The organism is Enterobacter sp. UPMP2061, assembly GCF_053709615.1.
Map to the genome: position 1 here is coordinate 73,566 of NZ_JBSKJP010000002.1, position 20,275 is coordinate 93,840.

The following is a 20,275-nucleotide window of genomic DNA, read 5'->3' on the forward strand; positions in this document are numbered from 1 at the left end:
TCCGCGCCACACCATACTCAGGTATGCAAAAACAACAGAACATTTTACAGAGGTTATCAATGGCTATTGAACGTACTTTTTCCATCATCAAACCAAACGCGGTGGCAAAAAACGTTATTGGCAGCATCTTCGCTCGCTTTGAATCAGCAGGGTTTAAGATCGTTGGCACCAAAATGCTGCACCTGACCGTTGAGCAGGCTCGCGGTTTTTACGCTGAGCACGAAGGTCGCCCATTCTTTGATGGTCTGGTCGAGTTCATGACTTCTGGCCCAATTGTGGTATCCGTACTGGAAGGCGAAAACGCGGTACAGCGTCACCGCGATCTGCTGGGTGCAACCAACCCGGACAACGCGCTGGCAGGTACTCTGCGCGCCGACTATGCAGACAGCTTCACCGAGAACGGCACCCACGGTTCCGACTCTGTTGAATCTGCTGCGCGCGAAATCGCGTTCTTCTTCGCTGAAGGCGAAGTGTGCCCGCGCACTCGCTAATAATTTCGTAAATGCCGCGTGCAAACGTGGCATCCCTGCGCCAGACTTTGTACAATGCAACGCCCCGGACGAGCAGACTGCTTACCGGGGCGTTTCTTTTCAACCCACCAAGGGCCACAACGTGTAACAACGAGGCCGGAAAAAATTATGTCTGAATTAGTGAATACCTCCGAAGTCGCCATTCCTGCGGTTCCCAATAAAAATGGAAAAATTAACCTGCTGGACCTGAACCGTCAGCAGATGCGCGAGTTCTTTAAAGAGATGGGCGAGAAGCCATTTCGTGCCGATCAGGTCATGAAATGGATGTACCACTATTGCAGCGACAACTTTGATGACATGACGGACATCAACAAAGTGCTGCGCAATAAGCTTAAAGAAGTGGCGGAAATCCGCGCACCGGAAGTGGTGGAAGAGCAGCGCTCTTCAGATGGCACCATCAAGTGGGCCATTGCCGTTGGCGATCAGCGCGTTGAAACCGTGTATATCCCGGAAGACGATCGCGCCACGCTGTGCGTCTCTTCTCAGGTGGGCTGTGCGCTGGAGTGCAAATTCTGCTCTACGGCGCAGCAGGGCTTTAACCGTAACCTGCGCGTGTCGGAAATCATCGGCCAGGTCTGGCGTGCCGCGAAAATCGTGGGCGCGGCGAAAGTCACCGGTACACGTCCAATCACCAACGTGGTGATGATGGGGATGGGTGAACCGCTGCTCAACCTGACCAACGTCGTTCCGGCGATGGAAATCATGCTCGACGATTTCGGTTTTGGTCTGTCCAAGCGCCGCGTTACGCTCTCTACTTCCGGCGTTGTGCCTGCGCTGGACAAACTGGGCGACATGATTGACGTTGCGCTGGCCATCTCCCTTCACGCGCCAAACGACGCCATCCGTGACGAAATTGTGCCGATCAACAAAAAGTACAATATCGAAACCTTCCTGGCTGGCGTGCGCCGTTACCTGGAGAAATCTAACGCGAACCAGGGCCGCGTGACCATTGAGTACGTGATGCTGGATCATGTTAACGACGGTACCGAACATGCACATGAGCTGGCTGAACTGCTGAAAGATACGCCATGTAAGATCAACCTGATCCCATGGAACCCGTTCCCGGGCGCGCCGTATGGCCGTAGCTCGAACAGCCGTATCGATCGCTTCTCAAAAGTGCTGATGGAGTATGGTTTCACCACCATCGTTCGTAAAACGCGTGGCGATGATATCGACGCAGCCTGTGGTCAGCTGGCGGGTGACGTTATTGACCGTACCAAACGTACGCTGCGTAAGCGCATGCAGGGTGAGTCAATCGCGGTCAAAACCGTTTGATTATTATGCAGACACGGCGCGTTTTTTGCGCCGTGAGGCATTAATTTACTGAATATTCAGTCACAATCATTATGACTGATTAATAATTACGGTGCGTTTCATACGACTTTCGGGCAGTATGTAACGACGTAACAACAGTTTAGCGTGAAGGCCTGCCAGCGCTGTCATCTGCGGCCCGACAGTCTTATACTGTTTGTTCCAGGTTAACTGACCTAAAGTTTCGCGGTGCGGGTGGCATTGTGACTCACCGGCACCTGAACCCTTATTTTCACGTACCAGTAGTTGTAGCGAATGAATACTGAAGCCACTCACGATCAAAATGCAGCACTCTCCACTGGCGTTCGTCTTCGCAACGCCCGTGAACAACTCGGACTCAGCCAGCAAGCCGTTGCAGAACGCCTGTGCCTGAAGGTTTCCACCGTTCGCGATATTGAAGAAGATAAGGCACCCGCCGATCTGGCTTCAACGTTTCTGCGCGGTTATATCCGTTCTTACGCCAAACTGGTTCATATCCCTGAAGACGAATTACTGCCGATGATGGAGAAGCAGGCGCCTGTGCGTGCGGCAAAAGTTGCGCCGATGCAGAGCTTCTCTCTGGGTAAACGTCGTAAAAAACGCGATGGCTGGCTGATGAGCTTTACCTGGCTGGTCCTGTTCGTGGTTGTCGGCCTGACGGGCGCATGGTGGTGGCAAAACCACAAAGCGCAGCAGGAAGAGATCACGACGATGGCCGATCAGTCCTCCGCTGAGCTCAATCAGTCTGGTAATAACGGCGCGCAAAGCGTGCCGCTGAGCACCGAAGGAGCTGCGACCTCCAGCGAACCTCAGGCGGCAGCAAGCAGCACGCCTGCAACCGAGCCAGCGACGACGCCAGAAGCGACGGCGAATACCGCACCAGCCACCCAGGCCCAGGATCAAAACGCGGTCGTATCACCTTCACAGGCCAATGTTGATACCGCCCCTGCGGCAACGGCACCGGCAGATAACACCGCGGCGTCACTGCCAACTGACCCGGCGGGTACGGCGGCACCTGCCGTTGATCCGAATGCGCTGGTGATGAATTTCACGGCGGATTGCTGGCTGGAAGTGACTGATGCGACAGGTAAAAAGCTGTTCAGCGGCCTGCAACGTAAAGATGGCACGTTAAATCTAACGGGCCAGGCACCTTACAAGCTTAAAATCGGCGCACCGGCAGCGGTACAGATCCAGTATCAAGGAAAACCTGTCGATCTGAGCCGCTTTATCAGAACTAACCAGGTTGCGCGTCTTACCGTTAATGCCGAACAATCAGCAGCACAGTAACAGACGGGCAATGCGGGAGATTTTACATGCATAACCAGGCTCCTATTCAACGTAGAAAATCGAAACGGATTTACGTTGGGAACGTGCCAGTCGGCGATGGGGCGCCTATCGCCGTCCAGTCGATGACCAATACGCGTACTACGGATGTAGAAGCGACGGTCAATCAAATCAAAGCATTAGAACGCGTAGGCGCGGACATTGTTCGCGTCTCTGTACCGACCATGGATGCCGCCGAGGCGTTCAAACTGATCAAGCAGCAGGTGAGCGTTCCGCTGGTTGCCGATATTCACTTCGATTACCGTATCGCGCTGAAAGTCGCTGAATATGGTGTCGATTGCCTGCGTATTAACCCAGGCAACATCGGCAACGAAGAGCGCATTCGCATGGTGGTTGACTGCGCCCGCGACAAAAACATTCCAATCCGTATCGGCGTGAACGCTGGCTCTCTGGAAAAAGATCTCCAGGAAAAGTACGGTGAGCCGACGCCGCAGGCGCTGCTCGAATCCGCAATGCGTCACGTCGATCATCTGGATCGCCTTAACTTCGATCAGTTTAAAGTGAGCGTGAAAGCGTCTGACGTCTTCCTGGCCGTTGAATCGTATCGTCTGCTGGCAAAACAGATCGATCAGCCGCTCCACCTTGGGATCACCGAGGCGGGCGGTCTGCGCAGCGGTTCGGTAAAATCGGCGATTGGTCTCGGCCTGCTGCTCTCTGAAGGCATCGGCGACACGTTACGCGTCTCCCTGGCCGCCGATCCGGTGGAAGAGATCAAAGTCGGTTTCGACATCCTGAAATCACTGCGTATCCGCGCGCGTGGGATCAACTTCATTGCCTGCCCAACCTGTTCACGTCAGGAGTTTGACGTGATCGGCACCGTGAATGCTCTGGAGCAGCGCCTGGAAGACATCATCACCCCAATGGACGTTTCCATCATCGGCTGCGTGGTGAACGGTCCGGGTGAAGCGCTGGTGTCCACGCTGGGCGTGACCGGCGGTAACAAGAAAAGTGGTCTCTATGAAGATGGCGTTCGTAAAGATCGTCTGGATAATAGTGATATGATCGACCAGCTCGAAGCCCGGATTCGCGCGAAAGCGACGATGATGGACGAAGCGAAGCGCATCAGCGTTCAGCAGGTTGAAAAATAACGTGATGGGAAGCAGGCTGCTTCCCATGTATGATTGAACCCATTCTTTGGGTTCTTTTTTGTATATAGAAAGAGAATAAACGTGGCAAAAAACATTCAAGCCATCCGCGGCATGAACGATTATCTGCCTGGCGAAACCGCCATCTGGCAGCGCATTGAAGGCACACTGAAGCAGGTGCTCGGCAGCTACGGTTACAGCGAAATTCGTTTGCCGATTGTAGAGCAGACCCCGTTATTCAAACGCGCGATCGGCGAAGTAACCGACGTGGTTGAAAAAGAGATGTACACCTTTGAGGACCGCAACGGCGACAGCCTGACTCTGCGTCCTGAGGGGACGGCGGGTTGCGTACGCGCCGGCATCGAACATGGTCTCCTGTACAATCAGGAGCAGCGCCTGTGGTATATCGGCCCAATGTTCCGCCACGAACGTCCGCAAAAAGGCCGCTACCGTCAGTTCAACCAGCTTGGCGTGGAAGTGTTTGGTCTGCAAGGACCAGATATTGATGCCGAACTGATTATGCTTACTGCCCGCTGGTGGCGTGCGCTCGGTATTTCTGAGCACGTTTCCCTGGAGCTGAACTCTATCGGTTCTCTGGAAGCGCGTGCGAACTATCGTGATGCGCTGGTGGCGTTCCTGGAACAGCACAAAGAGAAGCTCGACGAAGACTGTAAGCGTCGTATGTACAGCAACCCGCTGCGCGTACTCGATTCCAAAAATCCTGACGTACAGGCGCTGCTGAACGATGCGCCAGCGTTGGGTGACTACCTGGATGAGGATTCCCGCGAACACTTTGCCGGCCTGTGCAAGCTGCTTGAAGCGGCGGGCATTGCTTATACCGTTAACCAGCGTCTGGTGCGCGGTCTGGACTACTACAACCGCACCGTATTTGAGTGGGTCACCACCAGCCTCGGTTCGCAGGGCACCGTCTGTGCCGGCGGTCGTTATGACGGTCTGGTCGAACAACTGGGTGGTCGCGCAGCACCGGCTGTAGGCTTCGCGATGGGCCTTGAGCGACTTGTTTTGCTGGTTCAGGCAGTTAATCCGGAATTTAAAGCCGATCCTGTTGTCGATATATACCTGGTGGCCTCAGGTGCGGATACGCAGTCTGCGGCGATGCAGCTTGCCGAACGCGTGCGCGATGCGCTGCCGGACGTTAAGCTGATGACCAACCACGGCGGCGGCAACTTTAAAAAACAGTTTGCTCGTGCCGATAAGTGGGGCGCAAGTATCGCACTGGTGCTGGGTGAGTCCGAAGTGGCCAACGGCGAAGTGGTAGTCAAAGACCTGCGCTCTGGTGAGCAAACTACGGTAACGCAGGATGGCGTTGCGGCGCACTTGCGCACTCTATTGGGCTAAGGAGAAGGACTGCGTGGAAATTTACGAGAACGAACACGACCAGGTTGATGCGGTTAAGCGCTTCTTTGCTGAAAACGGCAAGGCACTGGTTGTAGGGGTTATTTTAGGTGTTGGTGCGCTGGTAGGCTGGCGTTACTGGAACAATCATCAGGCTGACTCTGCTCGCGGTTCGTCCCTGAACTACGAAAATACCGTTAGCGCAATCCGTGCCGATCAGCCGCAAACGTTGACGGCTGCGGAGAAATTTGCCGCTGACAACAAAAACACCTACGGCGCGCTGGCTGCGCTGGAAGTGGCTCAGCAGTATGTTGATAAAAACGAACTGGACAAAGCCGCTGCGCAACTGTCTCAGGGGCTTGCTGCTGCCAGTGACGAAAATCTGAAAGCGGTGATCAATCTGCGTCTGGCGCGTATCCAGGTTCAGCAGAAAAAAGCCGACGACGCGCTGAAAACGCTTGATACCATCAAAGGCGAAGGCTTTGCCGCTATTGTTGCCGATCTTCGCGGTGAAGCACTGCTGAGTAAAGGTGATAAAGCGGGCGCGCGTAAAGCGTGGCAAGCTGGCGTGGATAGTAAAGCTTCACCTGCGCTGAGCGAAATGATGCAGATGAAAATAAATAATTTGTCCGTCTGAGAGGGACCCAATGCAATTGCGTAAATTACTTCTGCCAGGACTGCTTTCTGTTACGTTATTGAGTGGTTGTTCACTGTTCAGTGGCGAAGAAGACGTTGTTAAAATGTCCCCGCTGCCGACGGTTGAAAACCAGTTCACCCCATCCACCGCCTGGGACACCTCTGTGGGAGATGGTATTGGCGATTTTTATTCCAACCTGCACCCGGCATTTGCTGACGGCGTTGTCTATGCGGCCGATCGCAAAGGCACCGTTAAAGCGCTGAACGCTGATGACGGAAAAGAAGTGTGGTCCATTAACCTGGCGGAAAAAGACGGCTGGTTCTCCCGTAAACCTGCACTGCTTTCTGGCGGCCTGACCGTTGCTGGCGGTCACGTGTATGTGGGCAGCGAAAAAGCGCAGGTTTACGCGCTGAATGCCAGCGACGGTTCGGTTGCATGGCAGACCACCGTTGCCGGTGAATCCTTGTCGCGTCCGGTTGTCAGCGACGGCCTGGTGCTGATCCATACCAGCAACGGCCAGTTGCAGGCGCTGAACGAAGCCGATGGTCTGGTAAAATGGACGGTTAACCTGGATATGCCAGCGCTGTCTCTGCGTGGCGAATCTGCTCCGGCGACCGCCTTTGGCGCCGCCATTGTGGGCGGTGACAACGGCCGTGTCAGCGCGGTACTGATGCAGCAGGGCCAGATGATCTGGCAGCAGCGTATTTCCCAGGCGACCGGTTCAACTGAAATTGACCGTCTGAGTGACGTGGACACCACGCCAGTTATCGTCGACGGTGTGGTTTACGCGCTGGCATACAACGGCAACCTGACGGCGCTGGACCTGCGTAGCGGCCAGATCATGTGGAAACGTGAGCTGGGTTCCGTGAACGATTTCATCGTCGACGGCAACCGTATTTATATGGTGGATCAGAACGACCGTCTGCTGGCGCTGAGCACCGAAGGTGGCGTGACGCTGTGGACGCAGAGCGATCTGCTGCACCGTCTGCTGACCGCACCGGCACTGTATAACGGCAGCCTGGTGGTGGGCGACAGCGAAGGCTATATGCACTGGATCGATCCAGAGAATGGTCGCTTCGTGGCACAGCAGAAAGTGGATAGCTCAGGCTTCCTGACGGAGCCCGTTGTGGCTGACGGCAAACTGCTGATTCAGGCAAAAGACGGCACGCTGTACGCGATCACGCGTTAATTACACGGCGGTTGTAGTATACTAAACGGCTCCTGTTCACTCAGGAGCCGTTTTGACATTTTTAAAAACGCTGCGAAAGCGACGTTATTTTGAATTTTATGAGGCTTCAAACATGGTACCTGTGGTCGCGCTTGTCGGGCGCCCTAACGTTGGAAAATCCACTCTTTTTAACCGTTTAACACGCACCCGTGATGCGCTGGTTGCGGATTTCCCGGGGCTGACGCGTGACCGTAAGTACGGTCGTGCAGAGGTGGAAGGACGCGAGTTCATCTGTATCGATACCGGGGGTATTGACGGTACGGAAGACGGCGTAGAAACCCGCATGGCAGAGCAATCTCTGCTGGCTATCGAAGAAGCGGATGTGGTTCTGTTTATGGTGGATGCTCGCGCTGGCCTGATGCCCGCGGATTCTGCTATTGCTAAACATCTGCGTTCACGCGAAAAGCCTACCTTCCTGGTGGCGAACAAAACTGACGGCATCGATGCCGATCAGGCTGTTGCGGATTTCTGGTCTTTAGGCCTGGGCGATATTTATCCTATCGCGGCCTCGCATGGTCGTGGCGTCACCAGCCTGCTGGAAACCGTTCTGCTGCCGTGGGTAGATGAAGTGAACCCGCCGGAAGAGGTGGACGAGGACGCTGAATACTGGGCGCAGTTTGAAGCCGGAGAGGAAGGCGAGGAAGAGCCGGAAGACGACTTCAACCCGCAGGATCTGCCTATCAAGCTGGCTATCGTGGGTCGCCCAAACGTAGGTAAGTCTACGCTTACTAACCGTATTCTCGGTGAAGAGCGCGTGGTGGTTTACGACATGCCAGGCACAACGCGTGACAGCATTTACATTCCAATGCAGCGCGATGAACGTGAGTACGTACTTATCGACACCGCAGGGGTGCGTAAGCGTGGGAAAATCACCGATGTGGTGGAAAAATTCTCGGTGATCAAAACCCTTCAGGCGATTGAAGACGCCAACGTGGTGCTGCTGGTCATCGACGCACGTGAAGGTATCTCCGATCAGGATCTCTCTCTGCTCGGCTTTATCCTCAATAGTGGGCGCTCGCTGGTTATCGTCGTCAACAAGTGGGACGGTTTGAGCAATGAAGTGCGCGAGCAGGTGAAAGAGACGCTGGACTTCCGTCTGGGCTTTATCGACTTTGCCCGCGTTCACTTCATCTCTGCCCTGCACGGGAGTGGTGTTGGCAACCTGTTCGAATCCGTTCGTGAAGCCTATGACAGCTCTACCCGCCGTCAGAGCACGGCGATGCTGACCCGTATCATGAACATGGCTGCTGAAGACCACCAACCGCCGCTGGTGCGTGGTCGTCGCGTGAAGCTGAAATATGCTCACGCCGGGGGGTATAACCCGCCTATCGTGGTGATCCACGGTAACCAGGTGAAGGATCTGCCGGACTCCTACAAACGCTACCTGATGAACTACTTCCGCAAGTCGCTGGACGTGATGGGTACGCCTATCCGTATTCAGTTCAAGGAAGGGGAGAACCCGTTTGCGAATAAACGCAACACCCTGACGCCGAACCAGATGCGTAAGCGTAAGCGTTTGATTAAGCACATTAAGAAAAGCAAATAATTCTTACCGAACTCACTAAAACCCGCGCCTGTCGCGGGTTTTTTTCGCCCATTCAAAAGGCCTGCCTTCCCTGTGTGATGTCAATCACTATTCGCTTTTAACCATGTTTATATCTAAGAAAGTAGACAATCATCGAATTTTCGTCTTAAAGTCCAGGGTTCGGTACTAGACAAAACTAGCGCCTGGTTATCAAATGGTTAACCAACATTTCGCCGCATGTAAAAAATCGATCGGATACGTAACCGTTCGGCGTACATGCTGGTGTTTACAAGCACGACACATACCTTTTCGGGAGAATTATGCAATCCTCTGTTAATCAAAAAGAGAGCCGAACCTTCTTCGGCCATCCTTATCCGCTCGGTTCGCTGTTCTTCACCGAGATGTGGGAGCGTTTTTCGTTTTACGGTATTCGCCCGCTACTGATTCTGTTTATGGCCGCCACCGTCTATGACGGCGGGATGGGCCTGGCGCGTGAAAACGCCTCGGCGATTGTCGGCATCTTTGCCGGCACCATGTACCTCGCTGCGCTGCCGGGCGGCTGGCTGGCGGATAACTGGCTCGGCCAGCAGCGGGCCGTCTGGTACGGTTCGATTTTGATTGCGCTCGGGCACCTGTCGATCGCCCTGTCGGCCATCATGGGCGACAACCTGTTCTTCATCGGCCTGATGTTTATCGTGCTCGGCTCCGGCCTGTTCAAGACCTGTATCTCGGTCATGGTCGGCACCCTGTATAAAAAAGGCGATGCGCGTCGTGACGGCGGTTTCTCGCTGTTCTATATGGGCATCAACATGGGCTCGTTCATTGCCCCTCTGATTTCCGGCTGGCTGATTAAAACCCACGGCTGGCACTGGGGCTTTGGTATCGGTGGTATCGGGATGCTGGTCGCCCTGATTATCTTCCGCGTGTTTGCCGTTCCGGCCATGAAGCGCTACGACAGTGAAGTCGGTCTGGACTCCACCTGGAACAGTCCGGTAGTGAAACGTAACGGCGTGGGTGCCTGGCTGCTGGCGCTGGCTGTGGGTGTTGCACTCATCGTAACGTTGATTGCCCAGGGCGTGATTGTGATTAATCCGGTCGCGGTCGCCAGCGTGCTGGTGTATGTGATTGCCGCCTCCGTCGCGCTCTACTTCATCTATCTGTTCATCTTCGCCGGGCTGAATCGCAAAGAGCGCGCAAGGCTGCTGGTGTGCTTTATTCTGCTGGTCTCCGCCGCGTTCTTCTGGTCCGCGTTCGAGCAGAAGCCAACCTCCTTCAACCTGTTCGCCAACGACTACACTAACCGCATGATCGGTGATTTTGAGATCCCGGCGGTGTGGTTCCAGTCGATCAATGCCCTGTTCATCATTCTGCTGGCCCCGGTATTTAGCTGGGCATGGCCGAAGCTGGCGAGCAAAAACATTCGTCCGAGCAGCATCACCAAGTTCGTGATCGGCATTCTGTGCGCGGCGGCGGGCTTTGGCCTGATGATGCTGGCGGCGCAGAACGTGCTGAGCAACGGTGGGGCAGGGGTTTCTCCGTTCTGGCTGGTGGGCAGTATCCTGATGCTGACGCTCGGGGAACTGTGCCTGAGTCCGATTGGTCTGGCGACCATGACCCTGCTGGCGCCGGAGAGAATGCGCGGCCAGATGATGGGCCTGTGGTTCTGCGCCAGTGCGCTGGGTAACCTGGCTGCGGGGCTGATTGGTGGTCACGTGAAGGCCGACCAGCTGGATATGCTGCCAGACCTCTTTGCCCGTTGCTCCATTGCGCTGCTGATTTGTGCTGCGGTGCTGATCGTCCTCATTGTTCCGGTGCGCCGCATGCTGGAAAATGCGCAGACTAAACCGGCCGCTAACGCCTGATAAACCTCGACCTTGCCGGGGTGGCGTTATGCCCCGGCAATTGACTTAACGAGGTAAGAACATGCTGTTAGGGTTTGTTGGGCTTGGTGCTGTGGTTGAAACGGCTTACTTACCGGCAATACGAAATCTTTTTCCTGATACTCCGCGCTGTTTAGGTTTTGATATTCATCCCGAGAAGCAGCCTGAAGGGGTCACACGTTGCGCGTCGCTCGGTGAACTTCTTTCCCACCCGCTGGATGCCCTGTTTATCACCACTTCCTCCCTGTACCATCTCGAGGTACTTGAGCAGGCGCTGGCCTCACCCGCGTCGCGTATTGTGGTAGAAAAACCGATTGTCGCCACGCTGCCCCAAATTGAAAAACTGAAAGCGCTGCTGGCTCAACCGGGAGCCGCCGACCGCGTGCTGGCGCTCGATCACTGGATGGCGCGTCTCGATAGCGTAAAGCAATCACTGGTCGCTCATGTTTCTGACATCGTCAAAATCGAAGGCTTTTTGCAGGAGCCAAGCGGGTATAACGCCGAAGGAGAGCCCATTGCGCTCAACTTCGCCACCGGCGAGCCAGACGCGCGAACGCTTCGCCATCCAGATGGTGTGATTCTGGATATCGGTACGCACGTGCTGGCGATGCTGCGTGAAACGGTGCGTTACCTGGGCGGCAGTGACGATATGACGTTGCAGGTGGTGACAGCAAAAGACCGCCTGGACCGCGAAATCGCAACGGGCGATCTGACCACGGCGGAAGGCGAGGCGCATTTGCAGGGAAGCATCAGCGGCGTGCCGGTGGACATCTGGCTTAACAAATACGCGGGACCTGCGGGTGGGCAAAAGGGATTACGCTTCCATTTGCGCGACGGGCGTATCGTCAGCCACGACCGACGCGGCGCAGAAGATGTGCTGGAGCTGATTAAGGGTAAAGAAATTCAGCGCTGGCATATTCCCGGTACGATCTACGAGCATTGCCTTGCGGAGCATATTCTGGGGGCAAAAAGTCTCTTTGAACGGGATCCGCACCAGGTGAGCCGCACGACGCGCCGCAGGGTCGAGGAGGTGACGCTGCTGCTGACCTTACAGCAACAGTTGCGTGGCCCGCACTGAACGCGACGTGGTAAAATTATCGCAGACCTGAACGCTTTGAAGGAGTCACCATGACGATTACCTGCCCGGATTGCCAGACACCGCTGGAGCCCCTGAACGGGGTAGCGCACTGCGAAAATTGTAATAAAGATATCGCGCTCGAAGCCCGCTGCCCGGAGTGTCATCAGCCACTCCAGGTACTAAAAGCCTGCGGTGCGGTGGACTATTTTTGCCAGAACGGCCACGGTCTTATCTCTAAAAAACGCGTGGAGTTTGTTCGGGCTGAAGGTTAATCGCACACGCAGCCTTCACCTTTCTGCCACAGTTCCACCAGCGACTCGGGTGCTTCCTGCTCGGGTACCAGCACGATGATATCGGCGTAGTGCGCCTGATTTTGGCCGGTCCAGATAATCTGGATGCGGAAATAGCGCTGGTCACCGCTGCCGGGGGAAGAGGCTTGCCCGGGCGGCTGGCCGCGCGGGAAAGCCTGCTCAAGAATGCTCACCAGGCGCTGGCGCTGGGCCTCATTAAGCGAGGAGAGCGCAATGGTGCGCTGGCCGCTCAGCTTAGGGATAAAAGCGACGCCGCCTTCCCGGGCCAGCTCAACCACGGCGTCATCCGTCAGTTCCGGAACCTGCATTTACAGTACTCCCACCTGTTCCCAGGCTTGTTTAATGGCCGCCCCAACGTCGCTACCGGATCGTTTCTCGCCGTGCGCGATCGTCAGTTTTGCGAAAGCGTCAAAATCCGCATCCTGCGCCAGGTTGCGATCGCAAACCGTGTCGTACCAGGCATAACCCGCTTTTTCCCAGGCGTAGCCACCGATCGCCGTTGCGGCCAGGTAAAACGCGCGGTTGGGGATGCCGGAGTTAAGATGCACGCCGCCGTTATCCTCGCGCGTTTTGATGAAATCTTTCATGTGCGCGGGCTGCGGGTCTTTGCCGAGGAGGGGATCGTCGTAGGCGGTACCGGGTTCAGACATGGAACGTAGCCCTTTGCCGTTAATCCCCGCTGCCAGCAGACCCTCGCCAATCAGCCAGTCTGCTTTATCGGCGGTTTGCTTAAGATGGTATTGCTTCACCAGCGAGCCAAACACGTCTGACAGCGACTCGTTCAGCGCGCCCGACTGTTCAAAATAGATCAGTCCGGCTTCGGTCTCGGTCACGCCGTGGCTCAGCTCATGCGCCACCACGTCGATGGCAATGGTGAAGCGGTTGAAGATTTCTCCGTCACCGTCGCCAAAGACCATCTGCTGGCCGTTCCAGAAGGCGTTCTGATATTCCCGACCATAATGCACGGTGCCGGTGAGGATCAGTCCTTTGTTATCGAGCGAATCGCGCTGATATTCTTTCCAGAAGAAATCATGGGTGATACCCAGATAATCGTACGCTTCATCCACCGCCACATCGCCGTTGGAGGGCTGGCCTTCATAGCGCACCTGGCTACCCGGCAGCTCCTGGGTCTGTTTCGCATCGTAGATGTCACGCTCAAGCTGACCGGCTTTATTCACATGCGGCGCGGCGGGTTTGCCCGGCATATGGGCCATCAGCGTCTGGACGTGGGTTAAGGTCTGACGGGCGCAGCGCTGCTGCGGCTCAGAACCGCTTTCGATAATTCGACGAAGAATATACGGAGGGATGACGCTATGAAGATGGGGCATGCTGCTCTCCTTATTAAAAAAGGCAATAGCAGCAGTATAGTTTGTAACCGGCGAAGATTTATCCGCTTTTACGCTGGCGCGTTTTTTTCACCGGTTTGATCTCTTTCACCTCACTCTCGACCCAGCCGTCAGAAAGCCGGGTGGTGAGCACATCCCCGGCTTTAACCTGTTTCGTTTGTTTCAGCACTTTGCCGTCCGTCGCGGTGGTCACACTATAGCCGCGAGCCAGCGTGGAGAGCGGGCTGACGGCTTCCAGATGGGTGACCGCATTGCCGAAACGCTCGCGCGTGGTGCTCAGGCGTGAGCGGATATTTTCCGCGAGGCGGAACTCAAGCTGCTGGATACGCGTTTGTGCGCGATAAATCTTCGGCTGCGGGTTTTGCTGGTTCAGACGCTGCGTGACGCGCTGCTGGCGAGCTACCGCCCGCTTAAGCTGGTTATCCAGCGCGAAATTCATCCGCTGACGCAGACGTTCCAGCACGGTTTGCTGACGCGCCAGACGCAATTGCGGATGCTGCTGTTGCAGACGATGGTGAAGCTGGGTAAAGCGGCGGGTACGGTTGGCGAGGAAGTAGTCCATCGCCATCTCCAGGCGCTGCTGCCCGTTCTGGATCTGACGCAGCAGCTCCAGCTGGTTACGGCTGACTACCTCTGCCGCCGCGGACGGCGTGGGCGCGCGTAAATCCGCGACAAAATCCGCAATCGTTACATCCGTTTCGTGACCGACGGCACTTACCACCGGGATAAGGCTGGCAAAGATTGCCCGCGCCACGCGCTCGTCGTTAAAGCTCCAAAGGTCTTCCAGCGAGCCGCCGCCGCGCCCAACGATTAATACATCACACTCCTGACGGGCATTTGCCAGTTCAATCGCGCGCACGATCTGCCCCGGCGCATCGTCACCCTGAACGGCAGTTGGGTAAATAATGACGGGCAGGGAAGGATCACGGCGCTTCAGAACGTGCAAAATATCGTGCAGGGCCGCACCGGTTTTCGAGGTAATGACCCCAACGCAGTGAGCGGGTGAGGGCAGGGGCTTTTTAAACTGCTGGTCGAACAATCCCTCAGCCGAAAGCATGGCTTTGAGCTGCTCGTACTTCTGTTGCAGCAAGCCTTCGCCCGCGGGCTGCATGCTCTCGACGATAATCTGATAATCGCCGCGCGGCTCATACAGGGTAATGTTGGCGCGAACCAGAACCTGCTGGCCATGCTGAGGACGGAACGTCACGCGACGGTTGCTGTTGCGGAACATCGCGCAGCGCACCTGAGCGGTGTCGTCTTTCAGCGTAAAGTACCAGTGACCGGAAGCAGGCTGCGTGAAGTTAGAGATTTCACCGCTGATCCAGACCTGTCCCATTTCCTGCTCAAGCAGCAAACGTACCGTCTGATTAAGGCGGCTGACAGTATAAATTGAGGGGGATTGAGAGGATAACATGTGAGCGGGATCAAATTCTAAATCAGCAAGTTATTCAGTCGATAGTAACCTGCTGAGAGGTGAGCGCAAGCATTTTTTTCAAAAAAGTGTGGATGCAATCGGTTACGCTCTGTATAATGCCACGGCAATATTTAACCACCCAGGTCAGAGATATTGCCCATGCTACGTATCGCTAAAGAAGCACTGACGTTTGACGACGTCCTCCTCGTTCCCGCTCACTCCACCGTTCTGCCGAATACTGCCGACCTCAGCACGCAGTTGACGAAAACCATTCGTCTGAACATTCCTATGCTCTCCGCAGCAATGGACACCGTGACTGAAGCGCGTCTGGCTATCGCCCTGGCACAGGAAGGCGGCATTGGCTTTATCCACAAAAACATGTCTATCGAGCGTCAGGCGGAAGAAGTTCGCCGCGTGAAGAAGCATGAATCCGGTATCGTGTCCGATCCTCAGACCGTTCTGCCAACCACCACGCTGCACGAAGTGAAAGCCCTGACCGAGCGTAACGGCTTTGCAGGCTATCCGGTAGTCACTGAAGACAACGAACTGGTGGGTATCATTACCGGTCGTGACGTGCGTTTCGTGACTGACCTGAACCAGCCTGTCAGCGTCTACATGACGCCAAAAGAGCGTCTGGTGACCGTGCGTGAAGGCGAAACCCGCGACGTGGTGCTGGCGAAAATGCACGAAAAACGCGTTGAGAAAGCGCTGGTAGTGGACGCGAACTTCCACCTGCGCGGCATGATCACCGTTAAAGATTTCCAGAAAGCAGAACGTAAACCGAACGCCTGTAAAGACGAGCATGGCCGTCTGCGCGTCGGCGCTGCGGTTGGCGCAGGTGCGGGTAACGAAGAGCGCGTTGACGCGCTGGTTGCTGCGGGCGTTGACGTGCTGCTGATTGACTCCTCCCACGGCCACTCCGAAGGCGTTCTGCAACGTATTCGTGAGACCCGTGCTAAATACCCGGATCTCCAGATCATCGGCGGTAACGTAGCAACCGGCGCAGGCGCTCGCGCGCTGGCGGAAGCGGGTTGCAGCGCGGTGAAAGTGGGTATCGGTCCTGGCTCTATCTGTACCACCCGTATCGTCACCGGCGTAGGCGTGCCGCAGATCACGGCGGTTTCTGACGCGGTTGAAGCGCTGGAAGGTACCGGTATTCCGGTAATCGCGGACGGCGGTATCCGTTTCTCTGGCGACATCGCCAAAGCGATCGCCGCAGGTGCCGCAGCCGTGATGGTGGGCTCCATGCTGGCCGGTACCGAAGAATCCCCGGGTGAAATCGAACTCTACCAGGGGCGTTCTTATAAATCCTACCGCGGTATGGGCTCCCTGGGCGCGATGTCTAAAGGTTCCTCTGACCGTTACTTCCAGACCGATAACGCCGCAGACAAACTGGTGCCGGAAGGTATCGAAGGCCGTGTGGCGTATAAAGGCCGCCTGAAAGAGATCATTCACCAGCAGATGGGCGGCCTGCGCTCCTGTATGGGGCTGACCGGCTGTGGTACCATTGACCTGCTGCGTACCAAAGCGGAATTCGTACGCATCAGCGGTGCGGGTATCCAGGAGAGCCACGTTCACGACGTGACGATCACCAAAGAGTCCCCGAACTACCGTCTGGGCTCCTGATAAATTTCCGCGCCCGGCTCAATGCCGGGCGCTTTGTTTTGTTTCACTTGCCTCGGAATTAGCGTCAATGACGGAAAACATTCATAAACATCGCATTCTCATCCTGGACTTTGGTTCTCAGTACACTCAGCTGGTGGCGCGCCGCGTGCGTGAGCTGGGCGTTTACTGTGAGCTGTGGGCGTGGGATGTCACGGAAGCACAGATTCGCGAGTTCAATCCAAGCGGCATCATCCTGTCCGGCGGCCCGGAAAGCACCACCGAAGAGAACAGCCCGCGTGCGCCGCAGTACGTGTTCGAAGCGGGCGTACCGGTGTTCGGCGTTTGCTACGGCATGCAGACCATGGCGATGCAGCTGGGCGGCCACGTAGAAGGCTCTAACGAGCGTGAGTTCGGCTACGCACAGGTTGAAGTCGTCACCGACAGCGCGCTGGTGCGCGGTATCGAAGACTCCCTGACCGCAAACGGCAAACCGCTGCTGGACGTGTGGATGAGCCACGGCGACAAAGTCACCGCTATCCCGTCCGACTTCGTGACCGTTGCCAGCACCGAAAGCTGCCCGTTCGCGATCATGGCGAACGAAGAAAAACGCTTCTACGGCGTGCAGTTCCACCCGGAAGTGACCCACACCCGTCAGGGTATGCGCATGCTGGAGCGCTTCGTGCGTGACATCTGCCAGTGTGAAGCCCTGTGGACCCCGGCAAAAATCATCGACGATGCCGTGGAGCGTATCCGCCAGCAGGTTGGCGATGACAAAGTGATCCTCGGCCTCTCCGGCGGCGTGGACTCCTCCGTGACCGCGATGCTGCTGCACCGCGCCATCGGTAAAAACCTGACCTGCGTCTTCGTGGACAACGGTCTGCTGCGTCTGAACGAAGCCCAGCAGGTTATGGACATGTTTGGCGACCACTTCGGTCTGAACATCGTTCACGTGGAAGGCGAGCAGCGCTTCCTGGACGCGCTGAAAGGCGAGAACGATCCGGAAGCGAAACGTAAAATTATCGGTCGCGTGTTCGTGGAAGTGTTCGACGAAGAAGCGCTGAAGCTGGAAGATGTGAAATGGCTGGCGCAGGGCACCATCTACCCTGACGTGATCGAGTCTGCGGCCTCCGCCACCGGTAAAGCACACGTCATCAAATCTCACCACAACGTGGGCGGCCTGCCGAAAGAGATGAAGATGGGTCTGGTTGAGCCATTGCGTGAGCTGTTCAAAGACGAAGTGCGTAAGATCGGCCTGGAGCTGGGTCTGCCGTACGACATGCTCTACCGTCACCCGTTCCCGGGCCCGGGTCTCGGCGTACGCGTGCTGGGCGAAGTGAAGAAAGAGTACTGCGACCTGCTGCGTCGCGCGGACGCGATCTTCATCGAAGAGCTGCACAAAGCTGACCTGTACAACAAAGTGAGCCAGGCGTTCACCGTGTTTCTGCCGGTTCGCTCTGTCGGCGTGATGGGCGATGGCCGTAAGTACGACTGGGTAGTCTCCCTGCGTGCGGTGGAAACCATCGACTTCATGACCGCGCACTGGGCGCACCTGCCGTATGACTTCTTAGGCCGCGTGTCTAACCGCATCATCAACGAAGTGAACGGCATTTCCCGCGTGGTGTATGACATCAGCGGCAAGCCACCGGCGACGATCGAGTGGGAGTAAGCCCATAACCTTTCCTGCGAAGTTATAAGCAGGTAAGACTGATAAAACCCTCTGTTTACAGAGGGTTTTTCTTTTTGGCCGATATCCGGCCCGGCGGTGAACTACTGGCTCATCTGCCGCGATTCACGGCAGCCGATACTGCGTCGCCATGCGCCGGGTGCCTGACCATACTGACGCTTAAAGCTGCGGTTGAAGGACTGCTGAGAGTCAAAGCCCAGCGCGATCGCCACGTTCAGAATCGGTTCATCGCTGTGGGCCAGGCGCTCAACCGATTTTTGCAGCTTTTGCGCGCGAATATATTCGGCGAGAGGGGAGCCGGTATGTTCTTTGAAAAGCCGCTGGAGGTGCCATTTCGAATAGCCGGCTCGCCTGGAGACGGTTTCAATGTCCAGACGGCTATCGAGGTTGTTGTCGATCCAGTCGAGTAAATCGTGAATGAATGCACCCGTGTTCATTTTGCTTCCCCCTACGCCACGCATTAAAAAGCATCTTTGTTTGTTGCACTTAAAGGTGACCCGTTTTTACATTAATTGCAAGTTTTATTGTTGCATTTAAATCCCTTCTCAAAACGCGTGATTTATCTTCGCCGCAAATAGCACATAAAGTGCAACAATTATTCTTGCACTTAATTAAGCGCCTTCCTACAATCGCCGCGATAGTGTATTCGCAACTGTTACAGTTTTGTGGCGATGAACGACACAAATGGCCTTCAGCCAGCTCCCGGACAAAGGAAGTGGCGCGGCGCCTCCCGCTGCGTCTTGCCCGGCAGCTACAATAACCGGAATAAAAATAATGAGCCTGCAAAAAACCTGGGGTAACTTTCATCTGAGCGCGATGGGGGTGGTTTTACTCTCCGCGCTTCTCGTCGGGTGCGATGACAGCGTCGCGCAAAATGCAGCGCCGCAAGCGCCCGTTGTCAGCGCTGCTGACGTGGTGGTGAAATCCATTAGCCAGTGGGACAGCTTTAACGGTCGCATTGAAGCGGTGGAAAGCGTTCAGCTGCGTCCGCGCGTCTCCGGCTACATTGAGAAAGTGAATTACACCGACGGCCAGGAGGTGAAAAAGGGCGAGGTGCTGTTCACGATTGATGACCGAACCTATCGCGCCGCGCTGGAACAGGCGCAGGCGAACCTGGCGAGAGCCAAAACGCAGGCCAGTCTGGCGCGAAGCGAGGCTAACCGTACCGATAAATTAGTCAATACCAACGTGGTGTCCCGCGAAGAGTGGGAGCAGCGCCGTTCCGCCGCTACCCAGGCGCAGGCCGATATTCGCGCCGCGCAGGCGGCGGTAGATGCTACGCAACTTAACCTCGACTTCACCAAAGTGACCGCGCCTATCGACGGTCGCGCCAGCCGGGCGCTGATCACCAGCGGTAACCTGGTGACGGCGGGCGACAGCGCCAGCGTGCTCACCACCCTGGTCTCGCAGAAAACGGTTTATGTCTACTTCGACGTGGACGAGTCAACCTACCTTCACTATCAGAACCTGGCCCGCAGCGGGCAGCGGGTGTCCGGCGATCATGCGGCGCTACCGGTGGAGATTGGCCTGACGGGCGAGGAGGGCTATCCCCATCAGGGCAAAGTGGATTTCCTGGATAACCAGCTCACGCCGGGTACCGGAACGATCCGCATGCGCGCGCTGCTGGATAACTCACAGCGTCAGTTCACGCCTGGACTCTTTGCCCGCGTGCGTCTGCCGGGCAGTGCGGAATTTAAAGCCACGCTTGTTGACGATAAGGCGGTGCTGACCGATCAGGATCGTAAATATGTCTATATCGTGGATAAAGACGGGAAAGCGCAGCGCCGCGACATCACGCCGGGGCGTCTGGCCGACGGTTTACGTATCGTACAGCAGGGGCTGAATCCCGGGGATAAAGTCATCGTCGATGGTTTACAAAAAGTGTTTATGCCGGGTATGCCGGTTAACGCGAAAACCGTTGCCATGACCGCCAGCGCCGCCCTCAACTGATCCCTTACCTGA

At 56.1% G+C, this 20,275-nt stretch carries 18 protein-coding genes; 14 read left to right on the top strand and 4 right to left on the bottom strand.

Annotated features, from left to right (window positions below):
• Window positions 1-59: 59 nt before the first annotated feature.
• The 11 genes from ndk to ACWKXX_RS05985 all read left to right on the top strand — a co-directional run bounded on the left by ndk (window position 60) and on the right by ACWKXX_RS05985 (window position 12,225).
• Window positions 60-491, top strand: coding sequence for a nucleoside-diphosphate kinase (gene ndk, locus ACWKXX_RS05935; RefSeq protein ID WP_003860625.1), 432 nt, complete (start codon window positions 60-62; stop codon window positions 489-491).
• 147 nt (window positions 492-638) lie between these two features.
• Complete coding sequence (locus ACWKXX_RS05940; RefSeq protein ID WP_003860623.1) at window positions 639-1,805, top strand: bifunctional tRNA (adenosine(37)-C2)-methyltransferase TrmG/ribosomal RNA large subunit methyltransferase RlmN; 1,167 nt, start codon at window positions 639-641, stop codon at window positions 1,803-1,805.
• Window positions 1,806-2,096: 291 nt separating this feature from the next.
• Complete coding sequence (gene rodZ, locus ACWKXX_RS05945) at window positions 2,097-3,107, top strand: cytoskeleton protein RodZ (protein WP_032649072.1); 1,011 nt, start codon at window positions 2,097-2,099, stop codon at window positions 3,105-3,107.
• 26 nt (window positions 3,108-3,133) lie between these two features.
• Window positions 3,134-4,252, top strand: a complete 1,119-nt coding sequence (gene ispG, locus ACWKXX_RS05950; protein ID WP_017383528.1) for a flavodoxin-dependent (E)-4-hydroxy-3-methylbut-2-enyl-diphosphate synthase — start codon at window positions 3,134-3,136, stop codon at window positions 4,250-4,252.
• An 81-nt stretch (window positions 4,253-4,333) separates the two neighbouring features.
• Window positions 4,334-5,608 carry a histidine--tRNA ligase gene (gene hisS, locus ACWKXX_RS05955; RefSeq protein ID WP_022649001.1) on the top strand — a complete coding sequence of 425 codons (1,275 nt, stop codon included), beginning with the start codon at window positions 4,334-4,336 and terminating at the stop codon, window positions 5,606-5,608.
• A gap of 13 nt (window positions 5,609-5,621) precedes the next feature.
• Complete coding sequence (locus ACWKXX_RS05960; protein WP_017383526.1) at window positions 5,622-6,242, top strand: YfgM family protein; 621 nt, start codon at window positions 5,622-5,624, stop codon at window positions 6,240-6,242.
• Window positions 6,243-6,252: 10 nt separating this feature from the next.
• Complete coding sequence (gene bamB / locus ACWKXX_RS05965; protein ID WP_017383525.1) at window positions 6,253-7,431, top strand: outer membrane protein assembly factor BamB; 1,179 nt, start codon at window positions 6,253-6,255, stop codon at window positions 7,429-7,431.
• 112 nt (window positions 7,432-7,543) lie between these two features.
• Window positions 7,544-9,016, top strand: a complete 1,473-nt coding sequence (der, locus tag ACWKXX_RS05970) for a ribosome biogenesis GTPase Der (protein ID WP_022648998.1) — start codon at window positions 7,544-7,546, stop codon at window positions 9,014-9,016.
• Window positions 9,017-9,315: 299 nt separating this feature from the next.
• A complete protein-coding gene (locus ACWKXX_RS05975; RefSeq protein WP_047719320.1) occupies window positions 9,316-10,857 on the top strand; it encodes a peptide MFS transporter in 1,542 nt (513 codons plus the stop codon).
• 61 nt (window positions 10,858-10,918) lie between these two features.
• Window positions 10,919-11,953 (top strand): Gfo/Idh/MocA family oxidoreductase, encoded by a 1,035-nt coding sequence (locus ACWKXX_RS05980; protein ID WP_261666075.1) that lies wholly within the window; start codon window positions 10,919-10,921, stop codon window positions 11,951-11,953.
• Window positions 11,954-12,003: 50 nt separating this feature from the next.
• Window positions 12,004-12,225 carry a zinc ribbon domain-containing protein gene (locus ACWKXX_RS05985; RefSeq protein WP_017692930.1) on the top strand — a complete coding sequence of 74 codons (222 nt, stop codon included), beginning with the start codon at window positions 12,004-12,006 and terminating at the stop codon, window positions 12,223-12,225.
• Here ACWKXX_RS05985 and ACWKXX_RS05990 read toward each other — a convergent pair.
• From ACWKXX_RS05990 to xseA, 3 genes are read right to left on the bottom strand one after another with little or no spacing between them, the layout of a single operon-like run.
• Entirely contained in the window at window positions 12,222-12,572 is a 351-nt protein-coding gene (locus ACWKXX_RS05990; RefSeq protein WP_006811517.1) for a protealysin inhibitor emfourin, read from the bottom strand. The two genes, ACWKXX_RS05985 and ACWKXX_RS05990, sit on opposite strands and share 4 nt — an antisense overlap.
• The gene (locus ACWKXX_RS05995) at window positions 12,573-13,592 is read right to left on the bottom strand and encodes a M4 family metallopeptidase (RefSeq protein WP_017383522.1); all 1,020 of its coding nucleotides are present in this window, start codon (window positions 13,590-13,592) and stop codon (window positions 12,573-12,575) included.
• Between the two features lie 58 nt (window positions 13,593-13,650).
• Complete coding sequence (gene xseA / locus ACWKXX_RS06000; protein ID WP_017383521.1) at window positions 13,651-15,024, bottom strand: exodeoxyribonuclease VII large subunit; 1,374 nt, start codon at window positions 15,022-15,024, stop codon at window positions 13,651-13,653.
• 159 nt (window positions 15,025-15,183) lie between these two features.
• Between xseA and guaB the strand changes: the two genes are divergently transcribed.
• Together guaB and guaA are read left to right on the top strand one after the other, a co-directional pair.
• Entirely contained in the window at window positions 15,184-16,650 is a 1,467-nt protein-coding gene (gene guaB, locus ACWKXX_RS06005; protein WP_003860601.1) for an IMP dehydrogenase, read from the top strand.
• Window positions 16,651-16,717: 67 nt separating this feature from the next.
• A complete protein-coding gene (gene guaA, locus ACWKXX_RS06010) occupies window positions 16,718-18,295 on the top strand; it encodes a glutamine-hydrolyzing GMP synthase (protein WP_261666076.1) in 1,578 nt (525 codons plus the stop codon).
• Window positions 18,296-18,396: 101 nt separating this feature from the next.
• On the opposite strand, the gene ACWKXX_RS06015 is transcribed toward guaA, so the two are convergent.
• Window positions 18,397-18,750 (bottom strand): helix-turn-helix domain-containing protein, encoded by a 354-nt coding sequence (locus tag ACWKXX_RS06015; protein ID WP_015572178.1) that lies wholly within the window; start codon window positions 18,748-18,750, stop codon window positions 18,397-18,399.
• Between the two features lie 337 nt (window positions 18,751-19,087).
• Here ACWKXX_RS06015 and ACWKXX_RS06020 point away from each other — a divergent pair, with 337 nt between their 5' ends.
• Complete coding sequence (locus ACWKXX_RS06020; RefSeq protein WP_261666077.1) at window positions 19,088-20,263, top strand: efflux RND transporter periplasmic adaptor subunit; 1,176 nt, start codon at window positions 19,088-19,090, stop codon at window positions 20,261-20,263.
• Window positions 20,264-20,275 lie beyond the last annotated feature (12 nt).